Origin of the sequence: Streptococcus oralis (assembly GCF_001579175.1) — a bacterium.
Lineage (GTDB): Bacteria > Bacillota > Bacilli > Lactobacillales > Streptococcaceae > Streptococcus > Streptococcus oralis_O.
Window position 1 is genome coordinate 787223 of sequence record NZ_KQ970759.1, and the last position, 15093, is coordinate 802315.

14 protein-coding genes are annotated in these 15093 nt (G+C 43.5%); 3 read left to right on the forward strand and 11 right to left on the reverse strand.

From position 1 onward, the window contains the following. Positions 1 to 7: 7 nt before the first annotated feature. The 7 genes from dltB to SORDD24_RS03970 form a co-directional block, all read right to left on the reverse strand. Complete coding sequence (dltB, locus tag SORDD24_RS03940) at positions 8 to 1252, reverse strand: D-alanyl-lipoteichoic acid biosynthesis protein DltB (RefSeq protein WP_061407641.1); 1245 nt, start codon at positions 1250 to 1252, stop codon at positions 8 to 10. Further along, entirely contained in the window at positions 1249 to 2799 is a 1551-nt protein-coding gene (dltA, locus tag SORDD24_RS03945) for a D-alanine--poly(phosphoribitol) ligase subunit DltA (protein ID WP_061407645.1), read from the reverse strand. The genes dltB and dltA overlap by 4 nt, the downstream gene beginning before the upstream one ends. Positions 2800 to 2819: 20 nt before the next feature. Then, on the reverse strand, positions 2820 to 2951 hold the full coding sequence (locus SORDD24_RS03950) for a teichoic acid D-Ala incorporation-associated protein DltX (protein ID WP_061407648.1): 132 nt from the start codon (positions 2949 to 2951) through the stop codon (positions 2820 to 2822). Between the two features lie 226 nt (positions 2952 to 3177). Continuing rightward, positions 3178 to 3882: an MIP/aquaporin family protein gene (locus tag SORDD24_RS03955; RefSeq protein ID WP_061407651.1), complete on the reverse strand. Its 705-nt coding sequence runs from the start codon at positions 3880 to 3882 to the stop codon at positions 3178 to 3180. 70 nt (positions 3883 to 3952) lie between these two features. Beyond that, positions 3953 to 5779: a type 1 glycerol-3-phosphate oxidase gene (gene glpO / locus SORDD24_RS03960; protein WP_061407654.1), complete on the reverse strand. Its 1827-nt coding sequence runs from the start codon at positions 5777 to 5779 to the stop codon at positions 3953 to 3955. Positions 5780 to 5820: 41 nt separating this feature from the next. Beyond that, a complete protein-coding gene (gene glpK, locus SORDD24_RS03965) occupies positions 5821 to 7329 on the reverse strand; it encodes a glycerol kinase GlpK (RefSeq protein ID WP_061407657.1) in 1509 nt (502 codons plus the stop codon). Positions 7330 to 7485: 156 nt separating this feature from the next. Next, entirely contained in the window at positions 7486 to 8913 is a 1428-nt protein-coding gene (locus SORDD24_RS03970) for an AcpB/EbpR/MafR family transcriptional regulator (protein WP_061407660.1), read from the reverse strand. Positions 8914 to 9077: 164 nt separating this feature from the next. Between SORDD24_RS03970 and hslO the strand changes: the two genes are divergently transcribed. From hslO to SORDD24_RS03985, 3 genes are read left to right on the forward strand one after another with little or no spacing between them, the layout of a single operon-like run. Next, the gene (gene hslO / locus SORDD24_RS03975) at positions 9078 to 9950 is read left to right on the forward strand and encodes an Hsp33 family molecular chaperone HslO (RefSeq protein WP_061407663.1); all 873 of its coding nucleotides are present in this window, start codon (positions 9078 to 9080) and stop codon (positions 9948 to 9950) included. Further along, complete coding sequence (dusB, locus tag SORDD24_RS03980; RefSeq protein ID WP_061407665.1) at positions 9937 to 10917, forward strand: tRNA dihydrouridine synthase DusB; 981 nt, start codon at positions 9937 to 9939, stop codon at positions 10915 to 10917. Before hslO ends, dusB begins: the two co-directional genes overlap by 14 nt. Position 10918: 1 nt before the next feature. Beyond that, complete coding sequence (locus SORDD24_RS03985; RefSeq protein WP_061407669.1) at positions 10919 to 11494, forward strand: cysteine hydrolase family protein; 576 nt, start codon at positions 10919 to 10921, stop codon at positions 11492 to 11494. A gap of 23 nt (positions 11495 to 11517) precedes the next feature. Here SORDD24_RS03985 and SORDD24_RS03990 read toward each other — a convergent pair whose 3' ends face one another. The 4 genes from SORDD24_RS03990 to SORDD24_RS04005 all read right to left on the reverse strand — a co-directional run. Continuing rightward, on the reverse strand, positions 11518 to 12183 hold the full coding sequence (locus SORDD24_RS03990; RefSeq protein ID WP_061407672.1) for a hypothetical protein: 666 nt from the start codon (positions 12181 to 12183) through the stop codon (positions 11518 to 11520). Positions 12184 to 12473: 290 nt separating this feature from the next. Next, positions 12474 to 13247 carry an NUDIX domain-containing protein gene (locus SORDD24_RS03995; protein WP_061407675.1) on the reverse strand — a complete coding sequence of 258 codons (774 nt, stop codon included), beginning with the start codon at positions 13245 to 13247 and terminating at the stop codon, positions 12474 to 12476. A 1-nt stretch (position 13248) separates the two neighbouring features. Next, the gene (gene pnuC / locus SORDD24_RS04000; protein ID WP_061407678.1) at positions 13249 to 14028 is read right to left on the reverse strand and encodes a nicotinamide riboside transporter PnuC; all 780 of its coding nucleotides are present in this window, start codon (positions 14026 to 14028) and stop codon (positions 13249 to 13251) included. 9 nt (positions 14029 to 14037) lie between these two features. Beyond that, a partial coding sequence (locus tag SORDD24_RS04005) for an AAA family ATPase (RefSeq protein WP_061407910.1) occupies positions 14038 to 15093 on the reverse strand: 1056 nt, incomplete at its 5' end.

Sequence of the window (15093 nt, forward strand, 5' to 3'; positions counted from 1 at the left end):
TTTCCTTTTATTTTTTAAACCATAAATCATTCAAGAATCCAGAAAAGATTAAGAATGAAAACATGACGACATGGAAGGTAACAACCATGCCAAGCAACTGAATCCAGCGATTGTCAGGTAAGGCAGCCTTCCCAGCTTTTTTGCGTTCTTTATTGAGTGCTTTTTTCTTGCGAACCCAAGCGTCATTGATGACCAGTCCAATCCCATGAAAGAGTCCGTAGGCGATGTAGTACCAGGTCACTCCGTGCCAAAATCCCATAATCAGCATATTTACAATATAGGCGACACTTGAAGTCACATTGCGATTCTTAAAGACCTTCTTTCTAGTCAAGACCATCACCATTCGCATAAAGACAAAATCACGGAACCAGAAAGACAGGCTCATATGCCAACGATTCCAAAACTCCTTTAAATCCCTTGACAAAAAGGGCTTGTTAAAGTTGATAGGGCTACGAATCCCCATTAAGTTTGAAATGGCTAAGGCAAATATAGAATAGCCTGCAAAATCAAAGAACAATTCCAAACCAAAGGTATACATGACTGCTAGGGCATAATGGTTAAAGAAGCCACCAGTCTGCAGGGCCAAGTTCTTTAAAGGAGGTAGCAAAATCTCTCCTAGAATATGGGCCAAGATAAACTTGTAGAGAAAGCCTAGCATGATATACTTGACTGCCTCTTCTAGCATATCCATCAACTCTTCTCGCTCAGGAATGGTCTCGTAATTTTCATTGAAACGTTTAAAGCGATCGATAGGACCACTCGAGAAAGTCGGCATGAAGAGGAGAAATCGGAGAAATTCCCACAAGGTGAAATCCCTAATCACCCCATCTCTCAGCTCGATGATCATCCCAACCGAACGAAAGGTCAGGTAAGAGATTCCCAAAAAGCCAAGCAAGGACTGGGGAGCATGAATAGCAGGAGCTACTTTCACAAAGATAATTGGCAATAAAGATAAAAAGCTAACTAGATAAAAGACCCACTGACTATCCCGCTTTTTCCTGTACCTTTTGTAGAAAAAAACAAGTAGTAACTGCCAAACGACATAAAGGAGGAGAGCACTGATTTGATCCGTCTTCCCACCTGTTAACATGGCTAGGATAAAGAAAAGACTAACCAGCACCTCATACAAGGCAAAACGTTTCTTGAAAAAGAGGCCGATAAAGATGGGTAAGGTCGCTCCGATGATATATAGAAAATACTGTGGATTCCCATAAGGTTCCAAATGAGGAAATTGTTTAAAAAATTCCATCATCGGCTGTTTACCTCGTTAATCAAGCCCTTGATGTCAATCTTACCATTAGGAGTCAGTGGGAGGCTGTCCCGATAAAGGAATTTAGACGGCATCATATAAGACATCATGATATCAGCCAAGTCTTCCTTGATAGCCTTAGTAATATCGATATCACGTTCAAACTGTTCACGAACACCGTCCTTTAGGATCACATAGGCCAGTAGATTCTGTACCTTGTGGTCCTTGTTATAACGTGGGACAGCAACAGCCGACTCGATATAACGAGACTTGTTGAGATTTTGAGAGACATCTTCAAGCTCAATACGATAACCATTAAACTTAATCTGGAAGTCCATCCGTCCACCGTAGAGAAGCAAGCCCTCATCTGTCATAGTTCCCACATCTCCTGTGTGGTAAGCTGGAAGACCTTCGAACTCAAAAAAGGCTTCTGCTGTTTTTTCAGGATTGTTCATATAACCTTTTGAAACAGCTGGTCCAGAAATGATGATTTCTCCCTGTTCACCATTGGGAACTTTATTGCCATCCTCACCAATGATAAAGGTTGGAGAATCCGCCTTAGTATAGCCGATTGGCAGGCGTTTGAGAGTCGCCAACATCTCATCTGTCACGGCAACTGCCGATAAAGCCACTGTAGCTTCTGTTGGACCGTAGGCATTGATGATACGGGCATTTAGGAAACGCTCACGCAGTTTTTGCGCTGTTTTGACAGTTAATTCTTCCCCATCAAAGTAGAAATGCGTGATTTCAGGCATTTTCTCGCTATTAAAGTCTTCTGACAACATGGCCATATCTGCAAAGGAAGGCGTTGAAGTCCAGATAGCGATGGGTAATGAAAAGATGGTCGCAAAGAGTTTTTTGAAGTCCTGAGTAATGGCTGAAGGAAGAGCGAAAAGTGTACCACCTAGTGCCAAGGTTGGTGCCCAGTACATAACAGACAGGTCAAAAGAATAAGGCGGCTGGGCCAGCATTTGCGGACGACTCGGCGTCGCAAATTCCTTATCTGTAATCATCCAGTTGGTAAAGCTGAGGAGATTGTCATGGGAGATCTGCACTCCCTTAGGCTTACCAGTCGTCCCAGAAGTAAAGATGATGTAGTAGTTGTCATCTCCCTTGACTGGATGCGTTATGGCATAGCTGGAACGTCGAGAAAAGGCTTCATGGACCTGCTCTAAATTCAGTGTTGGTATACTTGTCTGCTCTAATGGAAAATCTGAAATAGCAATAATCAAGCTCGGTTCTGCTACTTCTACGATAGCAGCTACCCGTTCTAAGGCTGAATGGCTATCGATGGGAATATAGGCATGACCTGACTTGGTCAGGGCCACAAAGGTAGCCAACATCTCATACTCCTGCCCGCCATAGACGACAACAGGAGATTTTTCTGGCAAATTCAACTGATCAATGGCTGAAGCCAAACTATCCGAATCAGCCTTCAGATCACCATAAGTATGCTCTTGCCCCAAAACATTGTAAACTGGATAACTGGCTTGTATCTGAGCAAAGTGCTCAATCGTTTCAATCATATCAACTATTGGTTTATTTGACACAATAGATTTTCTCCTTTGAATTAAAATTCATTATAGATAAAGCCGCCTTGTCCCTGTCCAAGGTAACTAAAAAAATATAGCAAGCCTAGTAAAATAACAAAATACAGGAATGTTTGAGCCCAAAAAATATAAAATGTTCTCTTTTTTTTCATATTCGACTTCTTTTCTGTAAACTTTCAGGAATATTGTGCAAATAAGCACTTACTATCTTATCTTTTTACCATTTTACCACTTTATGATGCTAATTTTCAACTGTTTACCGTCACTTAAAAGTTGGTTTTAGCTTATTTTAAGACAAGTTAAGATATTAATGTTTTGGCCATCAAAAAAGAGCCTGAGATTTCCATCTCAAACTCTGTTGCAAAAAGCTCTTTTATCTTAGAAAAGTGAAAATACTAGGACTGCCAAGGCTGCACCAATGATAGGTCCCACAACTGGAATCCAAGCATAAGACCAGTCCCCATCTCCCTTATTTGAAATCGGAAGGATACTGTGCATGATACGAGGTCCAAGGTCACGAGCTGGGTTCAAGGCATAACCAGTTGTCCCACCTAGTGAAAGACCGATACCGACAATCAAGGTTCCCACTGCAAAGGTTCCTAGCCCTGCTTGAAGGTCATAGAGCCCCAAGGCAAAGATTGTCAAGAGCAAAACAAAGGTTCCAAGGATTTCACTAACCAAGTTGGATACTGTGTTCTTGATTGCTGGTCCAGTACTAAAGGTCGCTAGGATATTGCCTGCATTTTCTTCTGCATCATAGTGTGGTTTGAATTGCAACCAAACTAAAATTTGAGCAAGCATCGCTCCAGCGAACTGAGCTAGGATATATGGGAATACTGAAGCCCAAGGCAAGTCACCTTTTAAGGCTACACCAAGCGTCACAGCTGGGTTTAAGTGTGCAGGACTAAGTTTGCCAGATACAAAGACGGCAACCGCAACGGCGATCCCCCATCCCATCGTGATGACGATCCATCCTGAATTGTTACTCTTAGTTTTGGGAAGAACCACACCTGCTACAACACCATTTCCTAGGAGGATAAGGATTAAGGTCCCCAAAAATTCTCCAAATAATTCTTTCATCATATCGTTGTCTCCATTTAAAAGAAGGAGAGAGAAGGCAAGGAAGGCTTGTCTCCCTCTCTTCTAGTTTTTCTTAATTTTTCAATTCCGCTAGATCGTTGTTAGCAAGGGCTGCTTCAACATCCGCACGATAGGCTGCTTTTTCTTCTTCTGACCAATCATAGAATCGTCCCATTTCATCCAGAACTGGCTCCACAATGCTATCCAAACTATCACGCATAAAGAGCATGTGGTTGGTACGGCGAAGGAGGAAGTCAACTGGGCTCAGAGCCAACTCATTGCGCATTGCATAGTGAAGGGACAAGGTATCTGCCAAGCTGAGTCCTGGCGCTTGTTCCAAGCTGTGAGCAAGGGCAAAGACTTTCGGTGCATTTGAACCGTAGAGATTTGCGAGATAGTGGGCTTCCTTACTATCCAAGCCACGTGACACTCCAAGTTGCGCAAAGGCTTCAATTTCTGAGTCCACATTTGCTGGGTTCAATTCTCCGCCTGAAACAGGGTAAGTCTTAGAGTTGATGAGTTTAAAGCTACGGTCAAATTCTGCTTTGAGGATATCAACCACGCGCTCCATAGCTCCTTCAGCCATCTTACGGTAGTCTGTGATTTTACCACCAGCAAGGGTCAAAAGGCCATTGTCATCACGGTCCAAGCTCGAACCACGAGAAACTGCAGATGGGTCCAAATGTTTCTCAGATGTGCTACTTTCAAGCTTGCTGACAGCAGACTCAACATCTTCACGCGTTTTTTCTTTCGATAGATAAGCCTCGACAGTCGCAATCAAGCTATTGAAGCTCTCGTCGCTAATGGTTCCGTTATTTCCGCCATTGTAGTCAGAGGCACTATTGCCTGCGATCAATGGACGAAGACCAGCCCAGCTACTTTCGATATCATCAATGGTGATATTTGCTTCTGGGAAGCGGTTGTTGACAATGCCAAGTAGATAATCCACATCTTCCTGCGTCACTTTTGGATGTTCCAAATCACCTGTGTAGTCTGTATCGGTTGTACCAAAGTAGGTCTTGTTTTCACGTGGGAGAACAAAGACCATACGACCATCTCCCAAGCCTGTGTCAAAGTAAACTGGCTGTGAAACCTTGATCTTACTAGAGTCAACCACCAAGTGAACTCCCTTGGTTGGACGCATTTGTGAGAATTGCGTTCCCTTATTAGACAAATTACGTACCTTGTCACTCCAAGGACCTGTCGTGTTGATAACCAAACGAGCCTTGATTTCAAAGACTTGGTCTGTCAACAAATCACGAGCTACAACACCTGTAATCTTGCCACTTTCGTCAAAGAGGAAACCTTCTGCCTTAACGTGGTTGGCAATGAGGGCACCGTCTTGGTTGGCACGTTTGATATTTTCAATCACGAGACGCGCATCGTTGTTACGGAAGTCAAGGTAAACTCCACCTCCTACCAAGCCTTCTTTCTTCAAGTTTGGCTGGCGTTCCAAGACTTCTTCTTTGCTCAAGACCTTGTTAGCAGCTGGCGTATTGCTAACACCTGCCAAAAGGTCGTATAAGTCCATGGCTACTTTGAGACGGAAGAGGCTAAAGGTTGCTCCATCTTCATCGTAAACTGGCAAGAGCATTGGATCTGGTTTTGGAATATGTGGAGCGATTTGTTGAACCACCGCACGTTCAGAAACTGTATCTGATACCACTTCTACGTCGAATTGTTTGAGGTAACGCAGACCTCCGTGGACCAATTTTGTTGATCGGCTGGATGTTCCTTCTGCGAAATCCTGCATTTCAATCAAACCAGTGTCAAGACCACTGGCTGCAGCCTGCAAAGCTACACCAGCTCCTGTAATCCCTCCACCAATAATCAAGAGATCCAAGGTACGTTCCTGCATTTTTTTAATTGACAATTCACGTGTTTTCTTTGAAAATTCCATATTTACACACTTTCTAACTGAGTCACTTTATTCTTTCAGTATTAGTCATCGATTTCCGCAAAGACTTGAGTTGCTTTCACAGCCTTCTTCCAGCCCTTATAAAGTTGTTCCTTACGAGATTCGTTCATCGATGGTTCGAAGAGTTCTCCTGTCTCGTTCAAGAGTTTCAACTCATCCAAGTCCTTCCAGTAACCCACTGACAATCCTGCTAGGAAGGCTGCACCGAGGGCAGTTGTTTCCAAGTTTTTAGCGCGTGCAATATCGATTCCCAAAATATCAGCCTGGAACTGCATGAGGAAGTTGTTCATAGCAGCACCACCATCCACCTTCAAGACTTGGATAGCTGTCTGAGCATCCACTTGCATGGTGTCAATGATGTCACGCACTTGATAAGCGATAGATTGCAAAGTCGCCTTGATAAAGTCTTCTTTAGTTGTTCCACGAGTCAAGCCAAAGACAGATCCTCGAGCGTTTTGGTTCCAGTATGGTGCCCCTAGTCCTGTAAAGGCAGGAACGACATAGACTTCGTCATTGTTGTGAGAATTGAGAGCATATTTTTCAGACTCTGGTGAGTTTTCCACCATGCGAAGACCATCACGAAGCCATTGAATGGCACTTCCTGCGATGAAGATAGAACCTTCCAAAGCATAGTAAACCTTGCCGTTAATACCATAACCAATCGTTGTCAAGAGATTGTTCTCAGACAACTGCATCTCTTCACCAGTGTTCATGATGATGAAGGAACCAGTTCCGTAGGTATTTTTAACCATACCAGGATCAAAAGCCAACTGACCAAAGAGGGCTGCTTGTTGGTCACCAGCCATACCAGAGATTGGTACTTCTCCGCCGTAGAAATGGAATGGAGCTGTCTTGCCATAGATCTCAGAGTTAGAACGAACTTCTGGAAGCATAGCCTTAGGAATGTTGAGGATTTCCAAAATCTCATCATCCCATTTGAGTTCTTTAATGTTATAGAGCATGGTACGAGCCGCATTTGAGTAGTCCGTCACATGAGCCGCACCGTCAGTCAATTTCCAAACCAACCAAGTATCAATCGTACCAAAGAGCAATTCTCCTTTTTCAGCTCGCTCTTGAGCACCTTCTACATGGTCTAAAATCCAACGAACCTTGGTAGCAGAGAAGTAAGCATCGATGATCAAACCAGTCTTTTCATGGAATTTTTCCACATAACCTTGGCTTTTCAGTTGTTCAGCCAGAGGAGCAGTTTGGCGTGATTGCCAAACGATAGCATTGTAGATAGGGAGCCCTGTTTTCTTATCCCAGACGACAGTTGTTTCACGTTGGTTAGTAATTCCGATTGCCTCGATTTGATTTGGTTTCACACCACTTTCGATGAAAGCACCCGCGATAACTGACTGAACAGAATTCCAAATTTCATTGGCATTGTGCTCAACCCAACCTGCTTGAGGGAAAATCTGAGTGAACTCTTTTTGACTAGAGCTGACCTTTTCTCCTTTTTTGTTAAAAATGATGGCACGAGAACTGGTCGTTCCTTGGTCAATAGCCATGATGTATTTTTCTTGTGACATGTGCTGTCCTCCTGATAAAATCTTGAGGGGGTCCCTCTTTACAGTAACTAGTATACAAAATAAAGCGCTTTCTTGTTTATCAATTTTTTTAAAATTTTAAAAAAATGTGAGGAGATTGTGCGAATTTCACAAAAAAGACCTGAAAATTCAGGTCTTTTAGGCAAAGAGCATCTGACGAATCGTAGCTAAATCTTCGATGTCCAAATCATTTTTCAAATAGTAGACGGGTGTTTGTTCTTTCTTATGGATAGGGTTATTGGTAATCAACAAATCATAATGTCGACTGGGGTCATAGGCTTCGATGCTAATGAAGCGATTGTACTCCAAATATCGTTTTAAAAGGGCCGACATCCTCGAAAAAACAAGGAAGCCTGCTGTTAGATCTAGCCCTATTCTCAGATGTTTTCCTATATTTTCTGCCATATACTCCATCAACTGAAGCCATTCCCAGAGGATTTTCTTATCCAGATCCGTCCCCTGATGAAAGGCTGGCAAGGAGGCGAAAATTTTCTGAGCAATATCTCGAAAGTCATGCTCCATCAGCAAATAAGGGTGCCGATGCTCTATCTGATACTTGTATCGATCTTGCAAGATGTAGCCCTTGTAGAGATAAACTTGACTACAAAGTTGACTCAGTTCATAGGTGACATGGTCCTCTGTGTAGTCCCCCAGCAACTCCTCCTTCTTCATTTCTTGAATCAATTGCGTCAACAAATCGGCTAATTGCCCTCCGAAACCAAGGATATACTCCATAGTATGAAGGGGCAAAATGCGATGAGAAAGGAGGAAAGAGAAGAAAATCATCATCTCCCCATCCTCAGTTCCTAGAGGAATGTGCTGCCCACCAAAAAAAGAAGAAGCCTTGCCAAGTAGACGAAGGTAGAAAATATTGTCAAAATAGCCCCGCATTTTTTCTTCTATAACCTGAAATTGACAGGCGTTAACCCGAAGGCGCTGTTGACTGATATGAGTCCAGAGAACCAAGTCTAATTTCTGGCCCGAAGACAAGCTGGCACCGCAGATTTCTTCTAGGGTAGCAATATCCTGCTTTCTCTCAGCTTTCTGCATATGACTTTCCCACTCCTGACTAGACCAGACCTTGCGGAAAAGGCAGAAATAAAAGTAACGAATCTGATGCTCCGGACCTCGCCAACGGCCATTTTGGATGGATAAGTCAAACTCTGACAAAATATGATTCAAGCTAGATAAATGGCGACCAAGCGTGGCCTCGCTAATCATCAATTCTTGAGCCAGTTGATGGGCTAGGAACTGTTGGTGATAGAGAAGGTAAACCAAAATTTGGTACTTAATGGCATTGTCTAAAAACAAGCTCCGAATCTCTCTCCCCTTTGTGGCAGTACCGACAGACAGACGCAGGCTTTCATCATCCAAGTGGATGGTCAGCTCTAACCCTCTTTCCAAGGCATTTTCGTTAATCAGGGAGATGTACTTGGTTAGGGTCGCCTTTGAAAAGCCTGTTTCTTCCATGGCTTCCTTGACGGTTGTCTGCGAATCTTGTAACAGAAAGGAAAGGACTAAAAATTGACCAGATTCGGCTTTTTCCATCAAATCACCTAAATACATTTGTTACCCCTTTCATTTTCTCCTACAAGCATAGCATAAATCTTAGAAATGCGGAAATAATCTGTTTCTCATTTTATTTCAAAGTTGATTTTCTCGTCATTATTCCACAGAAACAGCAAACACACGGCTCCCCCTTTGGACATTTTTATGCTAAAATAGTAGCTATGGATAAAATTATTAAAACTATATCAGAAAGCGGAGCCTTTCGTGCTTTTGTCCTTGATAGCACTGAAACCGTCCGCACTGCTCAAGAAAAACATCAAACTCAAGCCAGTTCAACTGTCGCACTTGGTCGAACCCTTATCGCTAGCCAGATCCTCGCAGCCAATGAAAAAGGAAATACTAAGTTAACTGTTAAAGTTCTTGGAACTAGTTCACTCGGTGCCATCATCACCGTCGCAGATACTAAGGGAAATGTCAAAGGCTACGTGCAAAATCCCGGTGTGGACATCAAAAAGACTGCAACTGGCGAAGTGCTTGTTGGTCCTTTTGTCGGGAACGGGCAATTTCTCGTCATCACTGACTACGGTACCGGAAATCCTTACAACTCCATGACGCCTCTCATCTCTGGAGAAATCGGGGAAGATCTGGCTTTCTATCTGACTGAAAGCCAACAAACGCCTTCGGCAGTCGGTCTCAATGTCCTTTTGGATAAGGAGGACAAGGTCGAAGTTGCCGGTGGTTTCTTGGTTCAAGTATTACCAGGAGCCAAGGAAGAAGAGATTGCTCGCTTTGAAAAACGCATCCAAGAAATACCTGCTATCTCAAAACTGCTGGAGTCTGAAGACCACATCAATGCCCTCCTCAAAGCCATCTATGGTGACGAACCTTACAAACGACTATCAGAAGAAGAAATCCGTTTCCAGTGCGACTGTAGCCACGAACGCTTTATGAATGCCCTTGCCAGCTTGCCAATAGCCGACTTGCAAGAGATGAAGGACGAGGACAAAGGTGCAGAAATCACCTGCCAATTCTGCCAAACTACTTACAACTTTGACGAAAATGATCTGGAGGAACTCATCCGTGACAAATCTTAATACACCTTTTATGATTGGCAATGTTGAGATTCCCAATCGCACTGTTTTAGCACCTATGGCTGGAGTGACCAACTCAGCCTTTCGTACCATTGCAAAAGAGTTGGGAGCTGGACTCGTTGTCATGGAAATGGTCTCTGATAAGGGTATCCAGTACAACAACGAAAAAACCCTGCATATGCTCCATATCGATGAAGGTGAAAACCCCGTATCTATCCAACTCTTTGGTAGCGACGAAGACAGCCTCGCACGCGCAGCTGAGTTTATCCAAGAAAACACCAAGACCGATATCGTTGATATCAACATGGGCTGCCCAGTTAACAAAATCGTTAAAAACGAGGCTGGTGCTATGTGGCTCAAGGATCCTGATAAGATTTACTCCATCATCAGCAAAGTCCAGTCAGTTTTGGATATCCCCTTGACAGTCAAGATGCGAACAGGGTGGTCTGATAGCTCTCTCGCTGTCGAAAATGCCCTTGCCGCCGAAGCTGCTGGTGTCTCTGCCCTTGCCATGCATGGACGGACTCGTGAGCAGATGTACACAGGACAAGCCGACCTTGAGACCCTGCATGACGTTGCCCAAGCTCTTACTAAGATTCCTTTCATTGCAAATGGTGACATTCGTACCGTGCAAGATGCCAAACAGCGCATCGAGGAAGTCGGTGCTGACGCTGTCATGATCGGACGAGCTGCTATGGGAAATCCCTATCTCTTCAACCAAATCAATCATTACTTTGAAACTGGGGAAATCCTGCCAGACTTGACCTTTGAAGACAAGATGAACATCGCCTACGAGCACTTGAAACGCCTAATCGCCCTCAAAGGCGAACACATCGCTGTCCGTGAATTCCGTGGGCTAGCTCCCCACTATCTCCGTGGGACATCTGGTGCAGCTAAACTCCGTGGTGCCATTTCCCAAGCCAGCACTCTGGCAGAGATTGAGGAACTTTTGCAACTAGAAAAGGCATAACATGACACAGACAACCCTCCTTATCATCGATATGCAACAAGCTTTTGAAAAAGACGCTTGGGGTGAACGAAACAATCCTCATGCAGAGGAAAAGGCACTACAGGTATTGCAATTTTTTCGAAAGCATAAACTGCCAATCTGTCATATCCAACATGTCTCTAGCAATCCTTGTTCACTATTTTATACAAAGCAAGGGCAAGCCTTTAAAAATCGATTTGAACCAATAGCAGGAGAAATTATTTTCCAAAAAACAGTCAACAGCGCTTTTATTGGGACTGGTTTAGAGCAGTATCTACATGAACAGAAAGTTTCTCAATTGGTTATTGTCGGTTTAACATTGCCACATTGTATCTCGACAACCACTCGCATGGCTAGCAATCTAGGATTTAAAGTCACCCTACTAGCCGATGCAACAGCCAGCTTTTCTCTGCCTGACCGAAATGGTCAACTCGTTCATCCAGATATCATTCACAATGTGAATCTCATTTCTTTACAAAACGAGTTTGCTCAAATTCTTGATACAGATAAGTTTTTAACATACTCACAAAATAATCCGCTAACTCTTCCGAGAGTCTAGCGGATTATTTTATTCTTCTCATCTTATTGCTGAGTCATCACAACACTAGAAACAGCACCATCCGCACCTGTTGTGATTTGGATGACTTTTCCTCCACCTACCTTGGCATTGTACTTGCCATCATCAAGAGTATAGGAATATCCCTTGATAGAATAGTTTTCTTTCTTGCCATCAGCAGACTCCACTGTGAACTGACCACCTGATGACACGGTGATGGTTTCGCCATTGGATCCCTTCCAGTTCCCAGTTGCTGCTGAGAAATCGCCATCTACCATGTTCAAGACACCCTTATAACGTTTGTTGTGTTCTGCCTGCTTGTCTTGCAGTTTTCGGTCAGTTGCGAGGTCATAAGTTGACTGGTTAGACTGAGAAGCTTGTTGGCTTGAAGGAGCTTGAGCAGGTACTTCTTGCCCCTGTCTTGACTCAGGTGCTGGTGTTGCTTGTGATTGATCTGCCGTTGCAGCAGACTGGTTAGAAGAATTCGTGGCCTTTTCGGATGAGACTGAGCTTGAGGACTTTTGAGCCTTGCTTTCCTTGTTTGAAGAACTTGCTTTTGTACTAGAAGATTGGCTTGTCTTAGCAGAACTACTTGTTTCGGTGCTTTCTTTTTTATTTCCACAAGCTCCCAGTAGCAAGGTCGAAGCCAATACAGTAACAGCCATCAATTTGATATAAGTTTTCTTTTTCATCTTTTTACTCCTTTGTAACGTTTTTGACATGTTAAGAAATCTTTTTGTAATATAATTGTAACATTAGACCTTGAATCTGTCAACTATTTAAAGAAACTATTTTAAAAAATCTCTCTCTACTATCTCTATTCGTAATTGAAACGAAAAAATAGGAAAATTTCCTAGATTAGAGCTATTTTTTACATCCTACTTTTATAGTCGCTTGCGTTGTTCTAAAATAAAAACAGTCGCAACATCAAAGTAACCTAATAAGGGCAAACAAAGAGGTCGGGATTTTGATCCCGGCCTCTTTATTTCAATCGATAGGTTTTTCTTGGTTTCTTTTTAGGAACTCGCTTGAGTCCGACTTCTTCTACATATTCGCCGTATTTTACGAGAAAGTTATTGCTGACGATTGGGCGACCGGGGTTGATGAGATTGACTAGTTCAGTTCCTTCGTAAACAGTGAACTCCTCTTCCAGCAGATAAAGGAAGGTCGGATTCCAATCGAGACGGCCTTGGATTCGTTTGATGGACTCTTGGATAATGGCATAATGGTCAAAGGCGAAGGCTTGCTCGTCCAACTCCACTCCCTCTAGGAAGCACTTGCCCGTCTGAAAATCCACATCTACAAAAACCACATCCTTGGCATCGTCTCCAGCCTGAACGAGGCCTAAGGCACGACTAGGCAGGTACACCAAGTGGGCAATGGTCACCGTCCAGCCCCGTGGATCACGACCGGGGGTCGATACGGTCATCAATTGCTCGATTTTTTCCAAAGGAAGATCGAGATTGACTTCTTCTCTCACCTCGCGCTGACAGGCATGGGCAGCATCTTCTCCCTTGTCCATAAAGCCTCCAACTAAGGCCAAACAGTTTTGATAAGGGTGGGCCTTGCGACGGATTAGTAAGAGCTTGATCTTTCCTTCGACAAAGCAGTAGGCCACCATATCTACTGTCACACTTGGTTTTTCATATTGAGGGAGTTCCTGCTTGTAGTACCAGTCTAAAAACTCCTCCTGACTGGCATGGATTTCATAATATTCTTTTTCCGTCATCCCCGCTGGAATCTTCGTGTCTACCATTTTAAGCCTCCTTTCGAACTGCCTTGGTCCATTGGTACCATCCCACTAGACTATTGAGTGTGTAAACCCAGTACATCCCTTGAATGTGGATATTTTCACCCCACCAGAGGTAGATACTAAAGAGATTGGTTGCAATCCAGAAAATCCATTGCTCGCGGTAAAGACGTGTCATCAAGAGCTGACCAACACCATTGGTCGCATCGGTAACACTATCACGGAAAGGTCGAGCACTATGGATGCTTTGATAAGCCAAGCCCATGCCAATCCAGATGATGGCAGTCAAGACCAAGTACTTGAGCCAGTCAAGTACAGATAATTTCTTAGCTTCAAAGTGGGATTCTTCTGGCTTTTCCTGTTCATTGATACGATTGGACAGCCAAGCATAGAGACCAATCGGCTGCATGACAAAGAAGTAAACAGTCGTCAAGACTTCTCCATAAAAAGTCGCATTCATTGCCAAAATTAAATAAATAGCTGAGTTAATAGCCCCAAAGAGATAATTGCTTGCACGCCCTTCTGCTACCAAGATAACACAGACAATCCCAGTCCAAGATGCAAACAAGCTCAACCAGTCATGGCTTTCTGCATTTTGCGTGAACTCTAAGATCAAGGGAACACTCGACAAGGCGATGAGATACAACCACTGGAAAAGACTACGGCCCACAAAGAGGTCTTTCCAAATCAAACGCATAACTCCTGCAAAACCAATTTTACGAGCTTCTGCGTGAACATTTTTAAAATTTTCGATAAATTGTGTGATTTTTTTAGTTACTGTTTTCATAATTTTCTCCTAATCTGCTTGGTAAATGGCATCGATAGCCACTTTGGCTGCTTCATAATTTCCTAGGTAATCCTCAGCTAGATAAACTAGTGGGATGGTGGTTAAATATCGCTCTCTCATCTGGTCCAGATGCTGGGAAAAACTGTAGCGAATATGGTCTTCCGCCATGGTCATATCTCTAAATCCGTCATTGACATAAGAACCGACAGGCTGCACAAAGAGAATCAAGTCCCATTTTTCCTTAGCCAAGATCGAAACAAAGAGATTGTCAAAGGTTTCTCCTGATAAGTCCTCTTGATCCTCAGCCTCCATGTAATAATCATAGTAGCCCTTAGTTACTAAGGAGTTGGTGTCAGCAATCACTAGACCTCGATTAGCATTACTGTCAATTAACTTAGAGGTTTGGTCATACTGCCCTAAAAGGAGATAGTAGTAATCCTTTGGAGTCAATTCATCGTCGCGGACATTGTTTTTGATCTGGTACTCGCGCGCGTATTCCAGACTGACCGGCGCATCGTAATACCTTGCCAAATCCTTGGCCAGAGTGGTCTTCCCATTGCTAGCACTTCCCATAATCAAGACTTTCTTGGTAAACTGACGACGGAAGGGTTGTGCGATGTATTTCCAATATTTGCTTGGATTTTCTCGAATCATAGTCGCTGAGATACCAAACTTTCTTTCTTGCAAGACGGTGCCAAATCCACGTTTAGATAGCTCTTGCTGGTAGTCCCGTTCTCCCACAAAAAAGATCAGTTCTTGCTGGGCTTCATCATAGGAAATCTCCGCTAACATCTGATCCAACCACTCCTGCCAGCCCATAGGGTAACGGGGAAGGTTGATCTCATCCAGTTTGCAGACAGAGGTCAACTCATCGTCACGAAAAGCCTCTCTGATATAGCGAAATCTTTTTTGAAGAGTTAAGCCTATCTGCTCCCCTCGGTCTCCCTCATAGCCTGAAACGACTACCCAGACCTGATCACACTGCCGCTTCGCTCGCTGGATTAGATCGATATGACCCTGATGGAGAGGGGCAAAGGTCCCAAATACCACTGCTGTTTTCTTTTT

Excerpts from the sequence above, each read along its gene's own strand:
- hslO (WP_061407663.1), top strand. The coding sequence starts at position 9,078 with ATGGATAAAATTATTAAAACTATATCAGAAAGCGGAGCCTTTCGTGCT.
- pnuC (WP_061407678.1), bottom strand. The coding sequence starts at position 14,028 with ATGAAAACAGTAACTAAAAAAATCACACAATTTATCGAAAATTTTAAA.
- glpK (WP_061407657.1), bottom strand. The coding sequence starts at position 7,329 with ATGTCACAAGAAAAATACATCATGGCTATTGACCAAGGAACGACCAGT.
- SORDD24_RS03950 (WP_061407648.1), bottom strand. The coding sequence starts at position 2,951 with ATGAAAAAAAAGAGAACATTTTATATTTTTTGGGCTCAAACATTCCTG.
- SORDD24_RS03990 (WP_061407672.1), bottom strand. The coding sequence starts at position 12,183 with ATGAAAAAGAAAACTTATATCAAATTGATGGCTGTTACTGTATTGGCT.
- glpO (WP_061407654.1), bottom strand. The coding sequence starts at position 5,779 with ATGGAATTTTCAAAGAAAACACGTGAATTGTCAATTAAAAAAATGCAG.
- SORDD24_RS03985 (WP_061407669.1), top strand. The coding sequence starts at position 10,919 with ATGACACAGACAACCCTCCTTATCATCGATATGCAACAAGCTTTTGAA.
- dltB (WP_061407641.1), bottom strand. The coding sequence starts at position 1,252 with ATGATGGAATTTTTTAAACAATTTCCTCATTTGGAACCTTATGGGAAT.
- SORDD24_RS03995 (WP_061407675.1), bottom strand. The coding sequence starts at position 13,247 with ATGGTAGACACGAAGATTCCAGCGGGGATGACGGAAAAAGAATATTAT.
- SORDD24_RS03970 (WP_061407660.1), bottom strand. The coding sequence starts at position 8,913 with ATGTATTTAGGTGATTTGATGGAAAAAGCCGAATCTGGTCAATTTTTA.
- SORDD24_RS03955 (WP_061407651.1), bottom strand. The coding sequence starts at position 3,882 with ATGATGAAAGAATTATTTGGAGAATTTTTGGGGACCTTAATCCTTATC.